This window comes from Myxococcaceae bacterium (assembly GCA_016000045.1).
Taxonomy (GTDB): domain Bacteria; phylum Myxococcota; class UBA727; order UBA727; family JABDBI01; genus AER2-1.
In genome coordinates this window covers 48,814-67,888 of the sequence record JAECQY010000004.1, presented here as the reverse complement: position 1 = coordinate 67,888, position 19,075 = coordinate 48,814, and the positions used below count along the sequence as shown (strand labels likewise).

20 protein-coding genes are annotated in these 19,075 nt (G+C 47.2%); 12 read left to right on the top strand and 8 right to left on the bottom strand.

The features are described 5' to 3' along the window. The first annotated feature begins 2 nt into the window (after positions 1-2). From murB to rpsI, 8 genes are all read left to right on the top strand, one after another. The gene (gene murB, locus I8H75_03115; protein ID MBH2006320.1) at positions 3-884 is read left to right on the top strand and encodes a UDP-N-acetylmuramate dehydrogenase; all 882 of its coding nucleotides are present in this window, start codon (positions 3-5) and stop codon (positions 882-884) included. After that, complete coding sequence (locus tag I8H75_03110; GenBank protein ID MBH2006319.1) at positions 884-1,564, top strand: FtsQ-type POTRA domain-containing protein; 681 nt, start codon at positions 884-886, stop codon at positions 1,562-1,564. Before murB ends, I8H75_03110 begins: the two co-directional genes overlap by 1 nt. Next, complete coding sequence (gene ftsA, locus I8H75_03105; GenBank protein MBH2006318.1) at positions 1,561-2,760, top strand: cell division protein FtsA; 1,200 nt, start codon at positions 1,561-1,563, stop codon at positions 2,758-2,760. The genes I8H75_03110 and ftsA overlap by 4 nt, the downstream gene beginning before the upstream one ends. A 16-nt stretch (positions 2,761-2,776) precedes the next feature. Further along, positions 2,777-4,108: a cell division protein FtsZ gene (ftsZ, locus tag I8H75_03100; protein ID MBH2006317.1), complete on the top strand. Its 1,332-nt coding sequence runs from the start codon at positions 2,777-2,779 to the stop codon at positions 4,106-4,108. Continuing rightward, positions 4,095-4,535 carry a phosphatidylglycerophosphatase A gene (locus I8H75_03095; GenBank protein ID MBH2006316.1) on the top strand — a complete coding sequence of 147 codons (441 nt, stop codon included), beginning with the start codon at positions 4,095-4,097 and terminating at the stop codon, positions 4,533-4,535. The genes ftsZ and I8H75_03095 overlap by 14 nt, the downstream gene beginning before the upstream one ends. A 1-nt stretch (position 4,536) precedes the next feature. Beyond that, the gene (locus I8H75_03090; GenBank protein ID MBH2006315.1) at positions 4,537-5,250 is read left to right on the top strand and encodes a shikimate dehydrogenase; all 714 of its coding nucleotides are present in this window, start codon (positions 4,537-4,539) and stop codon (positions 5,248-5,250) included. Between the two features lie 113 nt (positions 5,251-5,363). Next, complete coding sequence (gene rplM, locus I8H75_03085; GenBank protein MBH2006314.1) at positions 5,364-5,810, top strand: 50S ribosomal protein L13; 447 nt, start codon at positions 5,364-5,366, stop codon at positions 5,808-5,810. 3 nt (positions 5,811-5,813) lie between these two features. Then, positions 5,814-6,209 (top strand): 30S ribosomal protein S9, encoded by a 396-nt coding sequence (gene rpsI, locus I8H75_03080; GenBank protein ID MBH2006313.1) that lies wholly within the window; start codon positions 5,814-5,816, stop codon positions 6,207-6,209. A 48-nt stretch (positions 6,210-6,257) separates the two neighbouring features. On the opposite strand, the gene I8H75_03075 is transcribed toward rpsI, so the two are convergent. After that, on the bottom strand, positions 6,258-6,506 hold the full coding sequence (locus tag I8H75_03075; GenBank protein ID MBH2006312.1) for a zinc ribbon domain-containing protein: 249 nt from the start codon (positions 6,504-6,506) through the stop codon (positions 6,258-6,260). Between I8H75_03075 and ribA the strand changes: the two genes are divergently transcribed. The 4 genes from ribA (at position 6,499) to I8H75_03055 (ending at position 11,521) form a co-directional block, all read left to right on the top strand. Continuing rightward, positions 6,499-7,134 carry a GTP cyclohydrolase II gene (ribA, locus tag I8H75_03070; protein MBH2006311.1) on the top strand — a complete coding sequence of 212 codons (636 nt, stop codon included), beginning with the start codon at positions 6,499-6,501 and terminating at the stop codon, positions 7,132-7,134. The two genes, I8H75_03075 and ribA, sit on opposite strands and share 8 nt — an antisense overlap. A 9-nt stretch (positions 7,135-7,143) precedes the next feature. Continuing rightward, entirely contained in the window at positions 7,144-8,871 is a 1,728-nt protein-coding gene (locus tag I8H75_03065; GenBank protein MBH2006310.1) for an arginine--tRNA ligase, read from the top strand. Beyond that, a complete protein-coding gene (locus I8H75_03060) occupies positions 8,855-9,466 on the top strand; it encodes an SPOR domain-containing protein (GenBank protein ID MBH2006309.1) in 612 nt (203 codons plus the stop codon). The genes I8H75_03065 and I8H75_03060 overlap by 17 nt, the downstream gene beginning before the upstream one ends. Before the next feature lie 687 nt (positions 9,467-10,153). Continuing rightward, positions 10,154-11,521 carry a hypothetical protein gene (locus tag I8H75_03055; GenBank protein ID MBH2006308.1) on the top strand — a complete coding sequence of 456 codons (1,368 nt, stop codon included), beginning with the start codon at positions 10,154-10,156 and terminating at the stop codon, positions 11,519-11,521. A 754-nt stretch (positions 11,522-12,275) separates the two neighbouring features. Here the strand turns inward: I8H75_03055 and I8H75_03050 are convergent. From I8H75_03050 to ribB, 7 genes are all read right to left on the bottom strand, one after another. Next, positions 12,276-13,589 (bottom strand): MATE family efflux transporter, encoded by a 1,314-nt coding sequence (locus tag I8H75_03050; GenBank protein MBH2006307.1) that lies wholly within the window; start codon positions 13,587-13,589, stop codon positions 12,276-12,278. 42 nt (positions 13,590-13,631) lie between these two features. Further along, a complete protein-coding gene (dacB, locus tag I8H75_03045; GenBank protein MBH2006306.1) occupies positions 13,632-15,029 on the bottom strand; it encodes a D-alanyl-D-alanine carboxypeptidase/D-alanyl-D-alanine-endopeptidase in 1,398 nt (465 codons plus the stop codon). A 334-nt stretch (positions 15,030-15,363) separates the two neighbouring features. Next, positions 15,364-16,449 (bottom strand): S1 RNA-binding domain-containing protein, encoded by a 1,086-nt coding sequence (locus I8H75_03040; GenBank protein ID MBH2006305.1) that lies wholly within the window; start codon positions 16,447-16,449, stop codon positions 15,364-15,366. Then, positions 16,446-17,549 (bottom strand): molecular chaperone DnaJ, encoded by a 1,104-nt coding sequence (gene dnaJ / locus I8H75_03035; GenBank protein ID MBH2006304.1) that lies wholly within the window; start codon positions 17,547-17,549, stop codon positions 16,446-16,448. Before dnaJ ends, I8H75_03040 begins: the two co-directional genes overlap by 4 nt. Next, positions 17,546-17,938: a transcription antitermination factor NusB gene (gene nusB / locus I8H75_03030; GenBank protein MBH2006303.1), complete on the bottom strand. Its 393-nt coding sequence runs from the start codon at positions 17,936-17,938 to the stop codon at positions 17,546-17,548. Before nusB ends, dnaJ begins: the two co-directional genes overlap by 4 nt. Next, entirely contained in the window at positions 17,935-18,375 is a 441-nt protein-coding gene (locus I8H75_03025) for a 6,7-dimethyl-8-ribityllumazine synthase (protein MBH2006302.1), read from the bottom strand. The genes nusB and I8H75_03025 overlap by 4 nt, the downstream gene beginning before the upstream one ends. Further along, entirely contained in the window at positions 18,368-18,979 is a 612-nt protein-coding gene (gene ribB / locus I8H75_03020; protein MBH2006301.1) for a 3,4-dihydroxy-2-butanone-4-phosphate synthase, read from the bottom strand. Before ribB ends, I8H75_03025 begins: the two co-directional genes overlap by 8 nt. Positions 18,980-19,075 lie beyond the last annotated feature (96 nt).

Here is a 19,075-nt window from a genome sequence, read left to right as displayed (position 1 = left end):
AGGTGTTTGAAGGAATCGATGTTCGAGAAAACGAAGTTCTTGCCCCTTATACAACGTTTAAATTAGGTGGCCCAGCGGATTACTTGGCTTTTCCAAAGAATGTTGCCGAACTTCAGAGGCTGTTGGATGAGGCGACTACGAATCGGATTCCAATCCATTTATTAGGCGGTGGCAGCAACTTACTCATTCATGATTCAGGGCTTCGAGGCCTTGTTGTATCGCTTGAAAAAGGTTTTTCTCATCTGGAACTAAGCCTTGAAAAAAATGAAATACGCGTGGGTGCAGGGGCTTCTTTTCCCAAATTAACACGCCGCTGTCTTGAATTAGGATGGGAAGTTGCTTTGGGGTGGGGTGGGGTCCCCGGTTCGGTCGGTGGCGCTCTTAAGATGAATGCTGGAACTCGATTGGGTGAAATTGGGGAAGTAGTCTTATCGGTTGAGGTTTCTACCCTGGAAGGCATGCGTGTGTTAACTCAAGAGCAGATGGGCTTTGCGTATCGCTCCACGTCTTTTCCGAGCGGTACTATTTTATGCGAGGCTCTGCTACGGTTTCCAGGGGCAGACCCGCTTCGCAAGCAAGAGCTTCTTGAAAAAGCACGTTTATTGGCTTTGCAGCGCAAGGCAACTCAGCCTAAAGAGCGTTCGGCAGGCTCCATGTTTAAGAACCCTCCCGGTGACTACGCGGGTCGCTTAATAGAATCTTGTGATCTGAAAGGGCTTAAAATGGGAGGCGCCGCTGTTTCGTCCGTGCATGCTAATTTTATCGTCAATGAAGGAAAGGCAACAGCCTTCGAGATTCTGAGACTCTCGGAGTACGTTCGAGAAAGAGTTGAACAAAAATTTGATATTAAATTGGAATACGAAGTCAGAAGGTGGGGATTTTAATGATTCGAATTGGAATATTAGGCATTATTTTCTTAGTGACAGGCTCTTTCATTCCTTTGATCTATGTTTGGGTAACCAGTGACAGCGGTCTGACGATCCGAACCATTCACATTCAAGGAGGCGTTCATGCTCGTGATGAGGAGCTTCAGCTCTATTTGAGTGAATTTATCGGAAAATCTCTTTATGGGACAGACTTGAAACGGGTTCAAAAGGTAGCGGGACAGCATCCTTGGGTCCGATCGGTTCGTGTCAGAAGGCAGCCTCCACAGGCACTCGATGTAATTGTGGTCGAACGAGAAGCGACTGCGTTGCTGAAGAATCATAAGCTTTGGGTATTGGATCTCCATGGAGTTGCTTTTAAAGCAGCTGAAACCGAAGAAGAATTTTCTTTGCCCCAAGTTTCAAGCCCAGAGTGTGTGGGGGTTTTAGAGGCTCATCGACGGGTGAGTCAGCCGGGTGGCACGATTGTTCAAATTGAGTCCAGCGGTGCGAATCAATTTCGAGTGCTCTTTGCTTCGGGTTTAGAGGTTCTGCTTGGAAGTCAAAATTGGGATGAACAGTGGAAAAAATTAGTTCGAGTTTTGAATCAGTTAGGGAATAAACGAGAATTACTTGCTTTTGTCTACCTTGACGATACGCCTAAAAGTAATCAAATTGCGGTACGCTTTAAAAAGAGGTGACTTCCTTGATTGTTGGTTTGGATATTGGAACAACGAAAATTGTCGCGGTGGTAGGCGAATTATCACCGAGCGGTGTTCAGATTGTTGGGGTCGGCACGAGCCCTTCTAAAGGACTCCGTAAGGGCGTTGTTGTCAATATTGAGGCAACCGTCGCTGCGATGCAAAGAGCGATTGCAGAAGCTCAAAGAACCACAAAAGTCTCGATTAAACGAGTCGTTGCTGGTATTGCGGGAGCTCATATTCAGGGTGTCAATAGCCATGCTGTGGTTGCCATCAAAGACGGAGAGGTTAAAAAATCCGATATTGAACGTGTGATTGAAGCGGCTAAGTCTGTTTCAATCCCGAGTGATCGAGAAATTTTACATACGCTTCCCCAAGAATTTATCATCGACGGTCAAGATGGCATTCGCGAGCCTTTGGGGATGTCAGGTCGTCGCCTGGAAGCTAAAATTCACATTGTAACCGGTCAAATTAGTTCAGCTCAAAATATTATCAAGTGCGCGGAAAGATGCTCTTTGGAAGTGTCAGATATCGTTCTGGAGCAGCTTGCTTCCGCTTATGCTGTTTTGAGTGACGATGAGCGTGAGTTAGGGGTTGCTTTAATTGATATTGGGGGTGGAACAACCGATGTTGCAATATTTTCTCATGGTTCTATACAGCATACTTCGGTGATACCAATTGGTGGCCAGCATCTGACAAATGATATTGCAGTTGGTCTTCGAACACTGCAAGAGAGTGCTGAGGAAATCAAAAAAACGTATGGCTCTGCCAGCGCAAAGATGATAGGAAAAGACGAAGTCATAGAGGTCCCAAGTATCGGTGCAAGACCAGACCGTATCTTGCGAAGGCAGATTTTAGGAGATATCCTGGAGCCTCGTGTCGAAGAGATTTTTGAGTTGATTGGGCATGAGATTCAAAAAGTTGGCTTGCGTGAGCTACTGGCTTCTGGGGTGGTTATAACCGGAGGATCTGCTTTGTTGCCAGGGCTGATTGAGGTGGGTGAAAGCATCTTAGGGCTTCCTGTTCGCAGAGGGGTTCCTCAAGGGGTCGGTGGATTGTTGGATGTCATAAAGAGTCCAATCTATGCTACGGGTGTTGGATTGGTTCTGTACGGGGCCAAGAATTTGAGTCGACAAGAGAATGTTTATTTCAGGTTGAAAAATAGAATCGGTGCCTGGATTCAAGATATGATTTAAGGGAGGGAGGCGGTTTATGATTGAATTTGATGAAATGCAGCAAAAAGGTCCGCGGATAAAAGTAGTAGGGGTTGGCGGCGGTGGCGGAAACGCGGTGAACAATATGATTCAGCACGGGATAGCCGGCGTGGAGTTCATCGTCGCGAACACCGATTGCCAGGCCATTAATATGAGCATGGCCGATGTTAAACTCCAGCTTGGACAGAGCTGTACGAAGGGCTTGGGGGCCGGAGCGAAACCGGAAGTGGGAGCCAATGCTGCTCGTGAGAGCATCGACCGGATCGAGGAACTTCTACAAGGAGCCGATATGGTTTTTATTGCCGCTGGAATGGGCGGTGGTACTGGAACCGGGGCTGCTCCGATTATTGCAGATGTGGCTCAACGATTAGGTGCCCTGACCGTAGGGGTTGTGACGAAGCCTTTTCTTTTTGAAGGAAATCGTCGTAAAAAATCAGCGGAGTCTGGCGTAGAAGCTCTCAAGCAATCTGTGGATACCCTGATTGTGGTTCCCAATAATCGCCTTTTGCAATTAGCGGATTCAAGTACATCGATGCTCGATGCGTTTAAAATGGCAGACCAAGTTCTGCTGAACGCGGTCAAGGGGATCAGCGACATCATCACGCAGCAGGGTATTGTCAACGTCGACTTTGCAGATGCGATTTCTGTCATGAGTGACCAAGGCATGGCTTTGATGGGGATTGGAACCGGAAAAGGTGAAAATCGAGCGATTGAGGCAGCTCAAAAAGCGATATCCAGTCCCTTGCTGGAAGATATCTCCGTGGATGGAGCAATGGGTATTCTGGTCAATGTGACCGGAGGGAAATCGCTTACTTTGCACGAAGTGAATGACGCGATCGAGCTTATTACCAAAGCGGCTCACGAAGATGCGAACATCATTTTTGGTTATGTGGTCGATGAATCTCTGGAAGATGATGTGACCATTACAGTGATTGCTACGGGTTTTGAGACGGCGAAACGCCAGGCAGCAAAATTGGGGCATACTTTCACGGCGGTACCTCCTGCTGCAGTGCCTGTTTATCGGGCCTCTCCTGCGCATGTTCCTGCTGCGCTTTCTTCGTATGCAGTACCGGCGGCCTCCATACCAACACCGATTCCAATGGCTCCGCCGCTGCCGGCTCCAACGCCTTCGCAGCCTGTGGGAGCTCAAACGATGAGTTATCCTCCTCCTGCTTTGGCTCCGTTGCTGCGCCATGAAGTTAAGGTGCCCGTTTTAGCGCCGATGGAAGAAGATGCCTCTTTGACCGTACACGAGTCGCCTATGCAAAAAACGAAAGAAGACGAATACGATATTCCGGCTTTCTTGCGACGCAATAATGCTGAATTCTAAGTGGATTTCAACCTGGGGAGGGGTTGGCTTTTCACCTATTGCACCGGGAACGATGGCTTCTTTGGTGTCTCTTCTTCTTTGGATTCCCTTAATGAAATGGGGCTCCTTCGGGCTTTGGGCAGCAGTTTGGTTCCTTCTGTTTGCTTTGGGGTTTTGGGCCATTGGAACTTATCAGCAGAAAACTAAAAAGCACGATGCTTCTGAAATTGTCATCGATGAAGTCTTAGGGCAAGGATTGGCTTTGTGGGCTTGTCCGGATCATTGGGCATTTATTCTGCTTGCTGTCGGGCTTTTTAGGCTTTTCGACATTCTAAAGCCTTGGCCAATTTCTTGGATTGATCGTTCGCTCAAGACTCCATCAGGTGTTTTATTGGATGATTTGATGGCGGGAATTTTCTCCGCTTTAGTAATTGCTTTTATTTCTTAAGATGAAACGATTTGTTTTACTGGGTAAATTCATTGATCACAGCTTGAGTCCCGCGATTCATCGTGAAGCGTTTAAGGAAGCGGGTTTGGACTGGAGCTATGGCTTAATGCCGGTTTTAGAAGCTGAGTTGGGTTCTGCGGTCAACGAGCTTCGTTTGGGTCGCATTCAGGGAGCCAATGTGACTACCCCCTATAAAGAAGCGATTATTCCGTATTTGGATCGGCTGAGCCCTGCGGCTCAAGCCATTGGTGCGGTCAATACGCTTTACTGTGTGGATGGATTGCTTTGGGGAGCCAATACCGACGCGGAGGGTTTTATTCGAGATCTCCGAGCCAAAGAGCCTGGATTCAAAGACCGAAGCTTTTTAGTTCTAGGGGCAGGAGGGGCGGCCAAGGCTGTCCAATATGCTTTGAGACAAGCAGGGGTTTCTCATGTCGATACTTGGACGCGTCAATCTCTGAAAGCTCTCGAAGCTCTTGAAATAACAGTTCATTGCACCCCGGGTTTGGATGAACGAGCGATGGCACAATTAAAATGGAGGCCTGGACAGGTATTCTATGATTTGCGTTATACTCCCGAGCAAACGGATCTCATGCGTTTGGCCATCAAATCGGGAGCAGTGGCCTACGGTGGCTTGGGGATGCTTCAGGAGCAAGCTCGCTTAAGCTTTGATATCTGGAAATCAGCGATTTTGTTTAAACCAGTAGCACCTTGACATTTGGCTTCTCAATAGACATATTCCGCCAAACAAAACTGAGGAATCCGAACAGGCGATGGCGCTTGATCGGCTTCTCCGTAGTGCGCTGCGATGGCGCGATAAGGAATGAAATGAAAACACCGAATCTATCGGAAAAATCCATAAACCGTGAGTGGTTTGTGGTCGACGCAACAAACGCTGTTGTGGGTCGTTTAGCCACCCAAGTTGCTTCTGTACTAAGAGGCAAGCATAAACCAATATTTACGCCGCACCTTGATACAGGTGATTTCGTCGTGGTTGTGAATGCAGGAAAAGCTCGCTTTACAGGCACCAAAGAGGTCAATAAACAATATTGGCGTTACACTGGTTTTCCCGGCGGAGAACGCTCCCGTACCCCTACGGAACAGCGTGAACGTGCCCCTGAACGGATCATGTTTGCTGCCATTAAGGGCATGTTGCCCAAGGGGCCATTGGGTCGTCAAATGTTGACCAAGCTAAAAGTTTACGCAGATGCTGAACATCCGCATGCTGCTCAACAGCCTAAACCCTTAACTGTATTAGCCAACAAGGGAGCCTAAACGATGTCAAATATCCAATTTTATGCCACAGGTCGTCGAAAAGTTGCTTCAGCCCGTGTTTGGTTGAGGCCTGGTTCGGGAGTTATCACGGTCAATGGTCGTTCTTTGATCTCTTATTTCGGACGAGAAGTCCTTCAAATGATGATTCGTCAACCGTTTGAGGCGAGCGAAATGTCTAATCGTTACGATGTCAACGCGACTGTGGTTGGAGGAGGCCTTTCCGGTCAAGCAGGAGCTTTGCGCCATGGGATTTCACGTGCGCTGACCGAAATTGATGAAGGTGCTTTGAGACCTGCTTTGAAAAAAGGCGGATTTCTCACTCGAGACGCGCGTATGGTCGAACGTAAAAAATACGGTCGAGCCGGTGCTCGTAAACGCTTCCAGTATTCGAAGCGATAGTACACACCCTCTCTTGCTATTGAATGCAGGGAGGGTTTTTTCTATCTTTTAAGATGCCGATTGGCACGCAGGTTTGTCTGGGCTACAACCCTCTTGGTTGCAGGAAGGCTTCGAGGAAGCGTAGCCCTCACTGTACCAGCCTCCTCCTTTTAATTGAAAAGAAGTATGGCTAACAACTTTTTCCATCCCACTTTCTTTTTCACATGCGCTACAATGCTTAGGCGCTGGGTCATTTATTTTCTGCAACACCTCTTGTTGGTTATGGCAGTACTTACATCGGAATTCGTAAATGGGCATCGATAAACCTCTGCAAGGCAAGATAGTCACCTCAACGGACTCGGTCAAGCGACTGGACCTCTATGCAGAAACGAATCTGCCTACGCGTCATGGCTTATTTCGTTGTATCGTTTTTCGTGACTCCAAGGGGCTGGAGCATGTGGCCATGGTTCAAGGAAACATTGAAGGCCAGAGCCGTGTATTGTGCCGGGTTCATTCCGAATGTCTGACCAGCGAGGTCTTTGGGTCGTTGAAGTGCGACTGTAAGGAGCAACTGGATTCCGCCTTGGATCTCATTCATACTCAAGGTCGAGGTCTTGTGCTTTATTTGAGGCAAGAAGGGCGCGGGATTGGGCTTGGAAATAAGGTCCGAGCTTATGCGCTGCAAGAAAAAGGGTTTGATACGGTCGATGCGAATGAGGTTTTGGGGCTGCCCGTGGATGCGCGAGATTTTGGGATCGCTGCAGCGATGCTGCATCAGCTTGGTGTAGAGTCGATTGAATTGTTGACGAGCAATCCTCTTAAAATTCGTGCACTGGAAACGGCAGGGGTTGTGGTTTTTCGTAAAAAGCTGGATACACCCTCCATTTCGAATGAGGCTCGTGCTTATGTATCGGTGAAGCAGAAGCGACTTGGGCATCTTAAGTGAGAGTGTAGGATGGAAGAACAACTGCGGCAAATATTGCTTGATACCATTGCGTTAAAATGGCCGGCCTTGGAAATACCTGAATTTATCATTGAGCAGCCTAAAAATGGGCTGCATGGTGACTATTCTTCGAATATCGCGATGCTCTTGACCAAGCAGCTTAGCCTGCCTCCGCGTGAGATCGCGAAGCAAATCTGCGAGAGCCTGGTAGACCCCCTGGGGATGATTTCTGCGATTGAAATGGCTGGGCCTGGCTTTATTAACTTTAAAGTCGAGAATCGTTTTCTACAGAAAGTCATACAGGTTATTTTGGCTCAAGGATTGGAGTATGGGAAGCAGCCTCAAAACGGGAAATCGGTTTTGATCGAATTCGTTTCAGCCAACCCGACAGGCCCACTGCACTTGGGGCATGCAAGGCCCGCCTTTTTAGGGGATGCCATTGCTCGGGTTTTGACTGTAGCCGGTTATGCAGTCACGCGTGAGCACTATATCAATGACGCGGGCAATCAAGTCTTGACCTTAGGCCGAAGCGTCTATGCGCGATATTGTCAACTTTTTGGCAGAAAAATGGAATTGGCTCAGGATGCGTACCCTGGCGAATACGTGATAGAGATCGCGCAGAAGTTGAAACAGGAAGACGGCGATATTTGGTTGGATCGAACGGATTATTTAGATCGTTTTGTTTCATTTTCAGTGGCAGAAAATCTGAGAAATATTCGGGAGACGCTTGAGAAAGCGGGCATTGTTTTTGATTCTTGGTATTCGGAGAAAACACTTTATGCGAAAGAAGCGATTCCGAAGCTACTAAAGGACCTAAGAGATCGCGAAATGCTTTACGAAGCGTCTCAAGCTGCAGGAACGAATGAGAAGATTCGCCGAGAAGAAAGCAAAGCTGCGCAATACACCCATCAGCAAGAGGGGGGTACCTTCATTAAGACAAGCTTGTTCGGAGATGAAGAGGATCGGATCATTGTCCGTAAAAACGGTGTGCCCGTCTATCTGACAGCGGATATTGCTTATCATCAAGAAAAATACACGCGTGGGTTTGATCGTTTGATTGATGTGTTTGGAGCGGATCACGGTGGGCATGTACCTCGCATGCGCGCTTGCATGCGTGCTTTGGATCTGTCGGACGACAAGCTTGACTTTGTTTTGGTTCAAATCGTCCGAATGATTAAAGATGGTCAAGAAATGCGTTTTTCTAAGCGAAATGGACAAATTATTGAGCTATCCGAGTTTATTGACGAAGTAGGGACGGATGTTGCCCGGGTGATATTTTTGATGCGATCGGCCCATGCGCAGTTTGATTTTGATCTCGATTTAGCGAAGCGGCAAAGCAACGAAAACCCTGTTTTCTATTTGCAATACGGTTACGCTCGTATGGCCACAATTCTATCTAAGGTATCGCTTGCGGACGTGACCGTAGAGACATTGGCTCGGCTGCAATTGCCTGAAGAACGAAATATGCTGAAGAAGATGGCCTTGTTTCCGGATGTGGTTCGAATGGCCGCTCAATCTTTAGAGCCTCATCGAGTTCTTTTTTATGCTCAAGATTTAATTGCTGATTTCCATTCTTATTTTACGCAGTATCGCCATAAAGAGCGAATTATCTCTGAAGATCAAGAATTAACACAAGCAAGATTGGCAATGGTGAAAAGTTTAAAACAAATCATCTTTAATTCACTGTCTATTTTGGGCATATCCGCCCCGGAGCATATGGAACATGATACGACTGATTAGTATCGTTACAGGATTGGGCCTTATGTTCGGAATGGGCTTCTGGGTGGGGCGTATTTCCGATATTTTGCCAGAAATGGACTCCGAAGTACCCTTAGAGCTTCGAGATAAGACCTTCAAAGAGGTTAAGAAGCGCTTGGAATTGACTTACTACAGCGAGCTCATGAAGAAGCCAGAGCAAACCGAGATTCTGCCGCTTGAGCCGGAAGAAAGCAAAGGAGCAGCAGCGCCTGAACCTGTTCCAGTAGAAGCCAATACGGCTCCTTCGAAAGCAACTCCAGATAAAATGGCCGCAGCTCTGGCTCATGTTTTGGGCGATGAAACACCCGCTTCGGTCCAAAAAGTGGTTGATGAGGCGCTGCCATCCGGGACTGGGTCCGCATTTGCGATTCAGATCGCTTCCTTTCCAAATCGCGAAAACGCTACAGAGCTTGTGAGTCGTTTACAAAAGAAAGGCTACCGTGCCAAATTGGTCCAAGCCGATATTCCTGAAAGAGGACAAGTGTTTCGCGTTCGAATCCATGGGTTTCAGACGCGAGAAGAGGCGGACAGCTACCGTGCTCAAAACGGGTTGGAAGGGATTGTGGTAGCTCAATAAATCACCAGGTACAAACGCGAGCGTCCTAACGGGAACCATTGTTTCTCTGCTCCAACGTTTCACCGGCAAACGGGTAGTCTCAAGTCAGTCCCAAAGAAATCGGCGTCCAAAAGAGTCTTGCGTGTTGACTGGGCTTCTACCAGACTCCGCAGATTATGGCACTTGGACGATTCTTAGACCCCCAAAAAATGACCTAGCCTTCAAAAGAATCTTTGGGACCGAGAAGAATCAAGGCTATGAGATGGGGCTCAGAATTTGTGCAGCAATCTGAGTTTATTGAGACTGCTGGCGTTTCTGATGGATCCGCTTTCGGAGCTATCGGATAAAAGCTTTCAACAAGGGAAAGAGTCTGCGAAGAGCTGCAGGCTATCTTTAAGTTTTTTATGCTGGAGAGCTTTGAAGGTCTGTATTTGAGAATCCTACCGGAGATCGATACGACGGTAGCTGAGGGTGTGCCACAATCAGTTCCGACTGGTAATCTCCTCTAAGGGCGGTTCATTCTCCAGTAGCCTCAATTGGTCAAAATGAGGTATTTTTCTCAAAAATAACTGATTGCTCTTGCATCTCTTGCGATTTTTCGAAGTTCGCTGGAATCCCTGGTGGGTTAAAAAATAAGGGTTGTAATTAGAATTTTAGTGGAATAGTTGTGGATTATGGGTTCGAAGATATAATCCCAAGAGGTTCGAAATGAGTAAGAGTTCTGTTCTCGGTTTTCACTTATTTTTATTGTCTTCACTTTCTTATGCTGAAGTTACAATTGGACAGCCGGTTGGTTTCAGAGAAGCCTTTAAGAGCGTCGGCAAAATGGTCCACTCTCCGCCAAATTTTTCAGGCTTAAATCAAGGCTTGTTTCCTTTGCCATTTTTGTCGAAAATTGTATCTTTCATTCAAGATGGCGTTGCGAAGACTAAAGAGGTCAATGAAGAGGCGAAGCGAAGGGAGCAAGAATTCAAGACTGCTTTGAAGCGCGACAAAACCTTTGAAGAGCTTGTTGAAGAGCGAAAAGAGCGGATTAAAGAGTTGAGACAGAAGATTGAAGAGACTCGGTACTTATGGAAACGAGATCAGGAAGGCGAATCTGTTGAGGAAATGCAGGAAGAATTGAATGAGCTCCTAGAAAGTCCGATTGTCTTTGAGCGAGATGAAACTGATAGCGTTGTTATCGGTACAAGTGATAGCATTTTTCCAGGTATCGAAAAAAAAACAACACTGTTTGTCCCAGGTATGCTCAGTTTACCAAATGGAAATCAAAACCAGGCTGGAGCTCCTAACCAAAAACCGCGCCCTGGAGTAAAGCTAGATTGCGTGCTTGAATACCAAAGAACTAGAGAAGAAGCGGAAGAAGAAGAAGAGCTTTTGCGTCCTCCGCCAGCTTTACGTTCGGCTGTTACCGTACAGCCGAAAACGAGAATTTTTTTCGAGAAATTACTTGAACCATGCAAACTTTCACCCACTAAAGCAAGATTCTATGAGTTAACATCATTTCAGAATGCAATGAAACGCGCAAGAGATGAGTTGGCAGAGAGTGATCAAACAGTCATGAGCTCACTTTTAGCGCAGTACTCGGGTGGACAAATGGGAGATGGTTCTATGGATACAACGATACAGCTTGAAGAGGCTGCATTGACTCTTGTTTTGAATTGTTTGAAGGCCAAGGGGTTCGGGGTTTCAATTCGTGGAAGCCATTTTAAGGGAGTCCAGGTGTCAAGGGTTAGGGATTTTGATGTTCTAATATTTGATGAGGAGGTTTTAGGTCAGCCAAATATTACAGCAGTTCGAGAACGGGCCGCAACAGTTCTATTAGATTGGGTTGGTGATAAAAACATGGAAGATAATCCGATACGATTCCCTGAAAATCAGAAGATTTTGAAAGCAAAAAACAAAGAAAAAATTATGGATTTGCGTCTAAAGTCTAAATCAACGAAGGTTTTTTTAGACTTAGTCCCCGCATGGAAAGATGGTGAGGAGATCAAAGTCTTCCGGAATAAAGGTTGGATAACGGATCTTGCGCAGCCTATCATTGGCGAAGTAGATCGCATTCTATCGGAACTATGAAAAACAGATAACAAGAGTAAGAAGCGAGGAAGTTATGTTCAATAAAAATATCGCATTGGCTTTTAGTCTACCGTTGTCTATTATGTAGCGGGGTTCTAGTAACGGATTGTATCTTGCGATGAGTTCTGGAAACTCCGATCCGATAAGCCATTGTTCCCCAAGCCCCGCGAACTCCCAGCAATAACGCCCAGTTCCCCGAGATAGCCCTCGCATGGTACCGCAAAATCATTGAAGCCCAAGGCGAGTCGGGTCGGACTGTCTTGCTAATCCGGCGGGGGCAGGTTGTCATTGCAAGCGAGAATGTCGAGGATCAGCCCCGTTCGGACATTTTGAGCCAATTAGGTCGGATCTACTGCCGTTCGGTAGTGTGGATCTAGAATCCAAGCCGGAAACGGTTGCTCACAAGGATTGATCGCTTGTGCGAGACAAAAGCCTGACATCAAACACACTAGAAAAACATTGTACTTCGTCCGGTATTCCAATTGGGCATCAGCGTACTACTTTCTCTACCGGACGAGAATTCTGATAGTAAGGACGCAGGCTCAAAATCAGTTAGAACGTGCCAAACTAGCAGAGGACAAAACAATGCGACAGCGAAAATTCGATTCATAAAGCCAAGATTACTCTCGTTGACGAACTGATTTATGGCTGAGGCGCTTGAGGGAAACCGGAACGGTGACTGAAAATTCGGATGGCGGTGATACACCACCCAAATAAATTTTTCTGACCAACGTTTATGGAAATAGTTTCTCTACTAGATGGCCAGATGGTTTCGCCAGCGACCTGAATGAAAACGCCATTGAGTGCCAATCACTAGAACGGTTTCGTGTGCGATAAGAGACAGCCACATGCCGAAAACCCCAAGCTCCATGTGAATACCCAACAGATACGCTCCTGGAACCATGACGAACCAACTGCTGAGGATGAGAAGCACCATCGTAAATCGAGTATCACCGGTTCCGTTCAAAACTCCGGCGGTCACTAGTGAAAGAGCGGACAGAACTTGATAGCATCCCACCAGCATCAATACTTCGGACGCCACGAGCAGAACATCTGAATTATTTTGGAATAAACGGACCAAAGGGCCTGGGCTTAAAGCAAAAATCAAGCCGGTGATGATCATGATGCCAACCGATAGTTGCAAGGTTGCCCAATAAGAGCGCTTCAAGGCAGGGATATCTCCAGCTCCAACGGATTGACCCGCTAAAATGCAGGCAGCTTCCGAGATTCCATACACAGGCAGCAGGCTTAAACACATGATTTTGGTTGCAATTTGATTGGCAGCCAGAGGGACTTCGCCCAGCCGAGCGATCATGCCCACCACAAAGGTCCAGCCTCCGGTATCCAAGAGCCAACGAATTCCAACGGGTACTCCCAGCGAAAAAAGCTTGCGAATCATTGGCAAGTGGATCTGTGGTTTGAGGTCGACCCTTTTCAAAAAGGCCACTAAGATCACAACCATTCCCCCAAAATCGCACAAAATCGTAGAATAGGCCGAACCATCGATTCCAAACGCAGGAATGGGGCCAAGGCCAAAAATTAAAATTTGGTTGACTACCACATTGAAAAGACACATGAATAAGTTGATTCGCATGGGCAGGCGTGTGTTACCGGTCCCTTGGAAGTAGCTTGAGAGCACCAAAGTAACGAACCAAAAAGGGGTTGCCCAAAGACGCAGGCCAAAATAGTGCTCAGTAAGCGCCCGCAAAGATTCAGAACTTCCAAAAAATGAAAATAAAATGGGTCCCAAGTAGGTTAGCCCGATCACCGCAAAACCCATTGGAATGGCTAAGAAGAGCCCCTGCCACCCAGCAATCTGCGCAGTTTCTTGCTGTTTGGCTCCCATGGCTTGCGAGACCAAAATTTTAACACTTTCAAAAAAACCAATGAAAAAAGAATTGATTAAGAACATCACGGATGTAGACATTCCCACGGCTGCGAGTTCTCTCGTGCCGAGCCGTCCGACCATCAAGGTGCCTGTGACATCCATAATTGTAAACGAAAGCATCCCGACCATCAAAGGCCAAGAAACCTGAACAACTTCTTTAAAACTGCCGCGTGGATTCATATGAGTGTGCTTCTCTTGTTGTTTTGTTGTCAAAGGTTCCATTTAAAGATTTTTAAGCAAAGAGTCTATGTGTCGATCAAAAGCATTGGGATGAAGATGGTTCGTGAAAGCTGAAAAGGCACAAAGATTACCGGATTGGCTTAGAAAGTATCCTGCTAAAGCCCGGACGCCCTTCATCGTTCCGGTTTTGGCTCGGAGATGGTTGGTGGCAGCATTTCCTATCAATCTGGATTTCAAGGTACCATCTTTTCCTGCAATGGGAAGGGAAGCCATCAGTTCTGGAGAAATTTGAAAATTTTGAGCTTCTCGAAGTAAAAATTGAGTCATCTCCGTAGGAGTCACGCGATTTGAACGAGATAGTCCAGATCCATCCACAATTCCTTGAATCCGAGTAAAGGTTCTGACGATCTCCAGGCCTTTTTGAAAGCTTCCGTGTCCCAGAGTTTTCAATAAAGCTTCATGGGCTAAATTATTGGAAAATTTCGTGTAATTGATGAGCATTTGAGAAAGCAAGGGTGAATGATGATCCGTCAAAGTGGAAAGCCCACTGGGTACAAAGCCAATGCGTAGCTTGCCTTTGACCTGAATTCCAAAGCGTTTTAAGGATTCTTGAAACAGGGCAAGAGCCCATTTTTCCGGATTTTTGATCGCATAGCTTTTGTAGCGAATCTGATTCTCTATCGGTAAGGTATCCTCAATTTCGATGCCTGGGCCTTTCAGCTTGAATCGACGACCCTTTTGTTCCAATTGGATGAAAAAAGCCAAAGGATCCAGAAGAATTTTTCCATTGGGCAGAAAAGTCAGGATGAGGCGATTCAAGTTGAGATTAATCCCTGAAACGGGTGCGGAGTATGCAAAACTAAAATCTTCGGGCAACCAATCCTGGCCGTAGAGATCTTGATCAAAAACACTGGAATCAAGGACCAAATCTTGAATCGGGCCTGGAGCAAGTTGCTTAATTTGAGCCGCAAGGTTGTCTAAATCATGCAGTGAAAAACTAGGATCGCCGGAGCCCTTCAAATAAAGATTGCCATCGTAAAAAACATCCGTCCGAAAACGATAAGAAGGTCCTAATTTTGCTAATGCGGTAGCGATCGTTAAGAGTTTGACTGTACTGGCTGGAATAAATGGCTGATCAGCATTCTGTGAATAGATCACTTTGCCAGACGCAACGGAGCGAATTTCAATGCCTAGGTGGATAGAAGGGTGCTGCGTCACAGGAAGGGTTTGGCAGGCACTGAGCAGCATCAGCGCAAGCGCGTGTCCGGCTATTTTAGGATGAAAAAGGCCCGTAGCAAATATTTGAATTGCTACCCAAGACGCTTTGACAGTTGAAATTCTTATTCTCCACTCCACAAATACCATCTCCAAACTGGCATTTCTGCTTGCATGTTTGCAGGGTTTGATCAGCATCTTGAGCGTTGGTCGATGGGATAACATGAGGATAACAAAGCTGCCCGTTGGGGCACAGAGCAGAGCTACAATCTTTTTGGCAAAGAGGAAATGGGGCAGGTGATTGAACGCTTAAATCGCAGATGGTTCCCGGATCGGTGCAGTCTGTATTGCTGACACAGGTTTTTTGGCAAATGCCCGTCGGGTCACAGATTCTGCCATCCGGGCAGTTCGGATTCGTGACCGTCGGATCGCAAGTCACGGAGCTGCCGACACAACCAACCCAAAGCATTGTACTGAAAACGAGAACCTGCCTCCACATTTCGCCAAACCTCCTGACATCGTGTCAAGTAGTTTAGCATCTTTGGGTTCTGTTCCGATTTTAGGCGATCGATTTAATCATCAAGTCTCCTAAAGTACCAAGGCTTTTCGTAGAGTTCATAGGGGCTCCAGCAGAATTTTCAGCATCGGATTCTTTGAGCGTGAGTGAAATACGTTTCGTTGATGAGTCGGCTTCAAGAATTCGAACGGCTACGGTATCACCTAATTTGACAACTTCATCTGGATGACGGATGCGTTTTTGCGACAACTCGCTGATGTGAACCAAGCCATCGACTCCCGGGAACAAGGTTACGAAAGCACCGTATCCTTCGATCTTGGAGACAGTTCCGACGAGTGCTGCTCCAGAGAGCAATTGATTGCCATACACTTCAAATGGATTTGGGAGAGCTGCTTTGAGTGAAAGTGAAATGCGAGCTTGGCCGGGTCGTTTCGGATCGGGTTCAATGCGTATGATTTCTGCCAAAACGCGATCTCCTACTGAGACTTTTCCATATCCAATCTCGGACTGTGGAACGAGACCCTCAATTCCATGTCCAAAATCCACGAATACGCCGAAGTCGGCAACTCGTGAAACCGGTAATTCGAGGCGTTGACCCAGTGCCAGTGTTTCAAGGAGTTCCTTGGTCTTTTCTTGTCGATCTTTAAGAAGCAAAGCTTTACGGTTGAGAGTCAGGCGTTTGGCCGAAGATTGCGATACCAAGAAAGATAAAGTTTTGCCAATGAATTGGCTCGGATCCTCAATGTAACCAATATCCAACTGGCCAATGGGGCAGAAAGCTTTCTGACCAGCTAAATCAACTTCTACTCCACCCGAATTGGCTGCCGTCACTTTGCCTTCCACCAAGCTTCCAGTGGGACCTGCAGACTTTTGTCCTTTGAGAGTCAACCAGATTTGATCCTCGAAGGATGAAACCGTGGCTTCAATGATCTGTCCAATCGCTGGATTCTCCAATTCAGAGATAGGGATCATGGCCTCGTTTTTAGCATCCAGGCTTAAAAAAGCAGTATCTCTAGACAAATGAATGATGATACCTTGAGTTCGCTCGCCGACTCTGAGCTGCATTTTGGGTACGGAGGAAGAAGCATTAAATAGGTCGGCAAATGGGCTTTGTTCATTCCAGGTCATAAAAGATCCTTAACGCGTTCAAAGAAGCTTTTTTCGTGCATTTGACTATCGTCTGTTATCAAGACAGCAAATTGCTTCAGTGCTTCTTTCTGGGCGTCATTCAGTTTTTTAGGGACAGTCAGGGTTACTTGAATCAGTTGATCACCTCGAAGGTTTCCGCTCGACTTGAGTGTTGGAAATCCTTTTCCAGTCAATTTAAAAACGTGCCCCGTCTGAGTTCCAGGCGGGATAGACAAGATCGAAGGGCCGTAGAGAGTCGGGACTTCGATTTGATCTCCCAAAGCGGCTTGCGCAAAAGAAATGGGGAGGTCTATGAAGACGTGATGGCCATCGCGTCGAAAAATGGGATGATCCTGAACAGACAGAACAACGTAAAGATCGCCTCGAGGTCCCCCTTGAAGACCCTCATCGCCTTCTGCGCTAAACTTCAGTTTCATTCCGGTGTCAACGCCTGCAGGGACCTTGACTTTCAAAGTTTTCTCAACTTGTTTCAGTCGAGATCCTCGGCAATCGATGCAAGGATGTTTAATCGTCTGGCCCAGCCCTTGGCAGTGTGGGCAGGTTTGAGCCACAGCAAAGAACCCTTGAGAGATGCGGACCTCTCCGAGCCCACCGCAGGTTCGGCAGGGAACGGGCTTGGAGCCTGCTTTGGCCCCGGAACCTTGGCAAGAGCTGCAAGCATCGAGGCGTTTCAAGGTGATCTCACGCTCGATACCGAACGCAGCCTCCTCAAAACGAATGGCGAGATTGTATCTCAAGTCAGCTCCTCGTTGTCCAACCTGAGAACGGCGGTTTCCAGTCCCTTGGCCGAAGAGATCGCCGAGAATATCCCCAAAAATATCATTTAAGTTGATTGAAAAATCATCTTGATGATGGCCTGAGAATCCAGCATGGCCAAAACGGTCGTAACGAGCACGCTTTTCCGCGTCTGATAATACGGAATACGCCTCGGAAGCTTCCTTGAATTTCTCCTCTGCTTCTTGGTTGCCAGGATTTTTATCTGGATGAAACTCGTGAGCCAACTTTCGGTAAGCAGCCTTGATCTCGCGATCAGGCGCTCCTTTGGAAAGATTTAAAACATCGTAATAGTCGCGCTTCATAGCATGCTGTCGAGGACCCCATTGATAAATGAACCAGATTGTTCGCTACCATAACGCTTTGCCACTTCAATCCATTCGTTTAGGACGACTTTGGGTGGAAGATCGGGCGTAAAAGTAAGCTCGTAGGTTCCTAGCCTTAAGATGTTTCGATCGACCACGGGCATGCGGTCGAGGCGCCATTTGGGGCTGTGTGAAGTGATTTTCTCATCCAATAGGGCGAGTTGCTCAGTGGTTCCGTGTACCAGCTCGCGTGCAAAATCGATACCTTCTTGAGAGAGTGCAAAATGATTGAAAAAATCCTGGAGAGCCTGTTTGGGCTCCGTGCCCGCATCCACTTGATACATGACTTGAAGAGCCGATTCTCTGCCACGGTGCCTTTGGCCACTCATGCTGCGGCTCCCAATTTGTCCAATATCTGGACCAGATCAAACGCTGCTTGTGCTGCGTTAGAACCTGCATTCCCAGCCGTTCCTCCCGCGCGTTCGAGAGCCTGTTGAATCGTCTCTACGGTCAAAACGCCTGCGGTAATCGGCAAGTTTGAGTCTAGGCTGACTCGCGTCATACCCCGATACACTTCTCGACATACGTGCTCGTAATGGTCGGTATTGCCTTTGATGACGGCACCCAGACAGACAATCGCATCAAATCGCTTCAAACGAGATAGGCGTTGGGCTGTAATGGGGATCTCAAGAGCACCAGGTACCCATATGAACTCAATGTTCTGTTCCGGGATTCCTGCTTTCAAGAGCGTGTGCTGCGCTCCGCTCACAAGCGGGTCGACAATCAGCTTATTAAAACAACTTGCGACAATCGCAAACCTACTCATTGGCTTTCCTGTATTCGATTAACTGTTGAATGGAGAGGATAACCAAATTATGCTTTTTTGCAAACTCTTTCATCTCAGGCATCCGAGACATCGTTCCATCTGGATTGATCAACTCGCAAAGCACTCCAGAGGGAGCTAGGCCTGCGAGCTTCATTAAGTCAACCGAACCTTCCGTGTGACCGGGCCTTTCCAAAACTCCTTTGGCTCGAGCAATTAAAGGAAATACGTGCCCGGGTCTGGAAAGATCTGCTGGACGGCTATTCGGGTTGGCAGCGATTCGAATGGTCTGTGCTCGATCGGCAGCCGATACCCCTGTTGTGACACCGTGAGCGGCTTCAATGGAATGCGTAAAAGCAGCGACAAAATGGCTATGGCTGCTTTTTTTGGGTACCATTAGAGGTAACTCCAGCCGCTTCGCTTGCTCGATGCTCAGCGTCACGCAGACAATGCCACTGCCGTGCTGAATCATGAAATTGACAGACTCGGGCGTTGCCTTTTCGGCTGCCATCACCAAATCGCCTTCATTCTCCCTGTCTTGATCATCCACGAGCAAGATAAGCTTTCCTGCCCGTAGTGCGTCTAATGCAGAATCGATTGAGTCCATTCGGCTGCTCTATGACAAAAATTGTCGACAATGGCAATCGAGCCTCAAAGCCATAAAAGAGGGCTGGATAAATATTTTGCTTTAAATGGCTCGTTT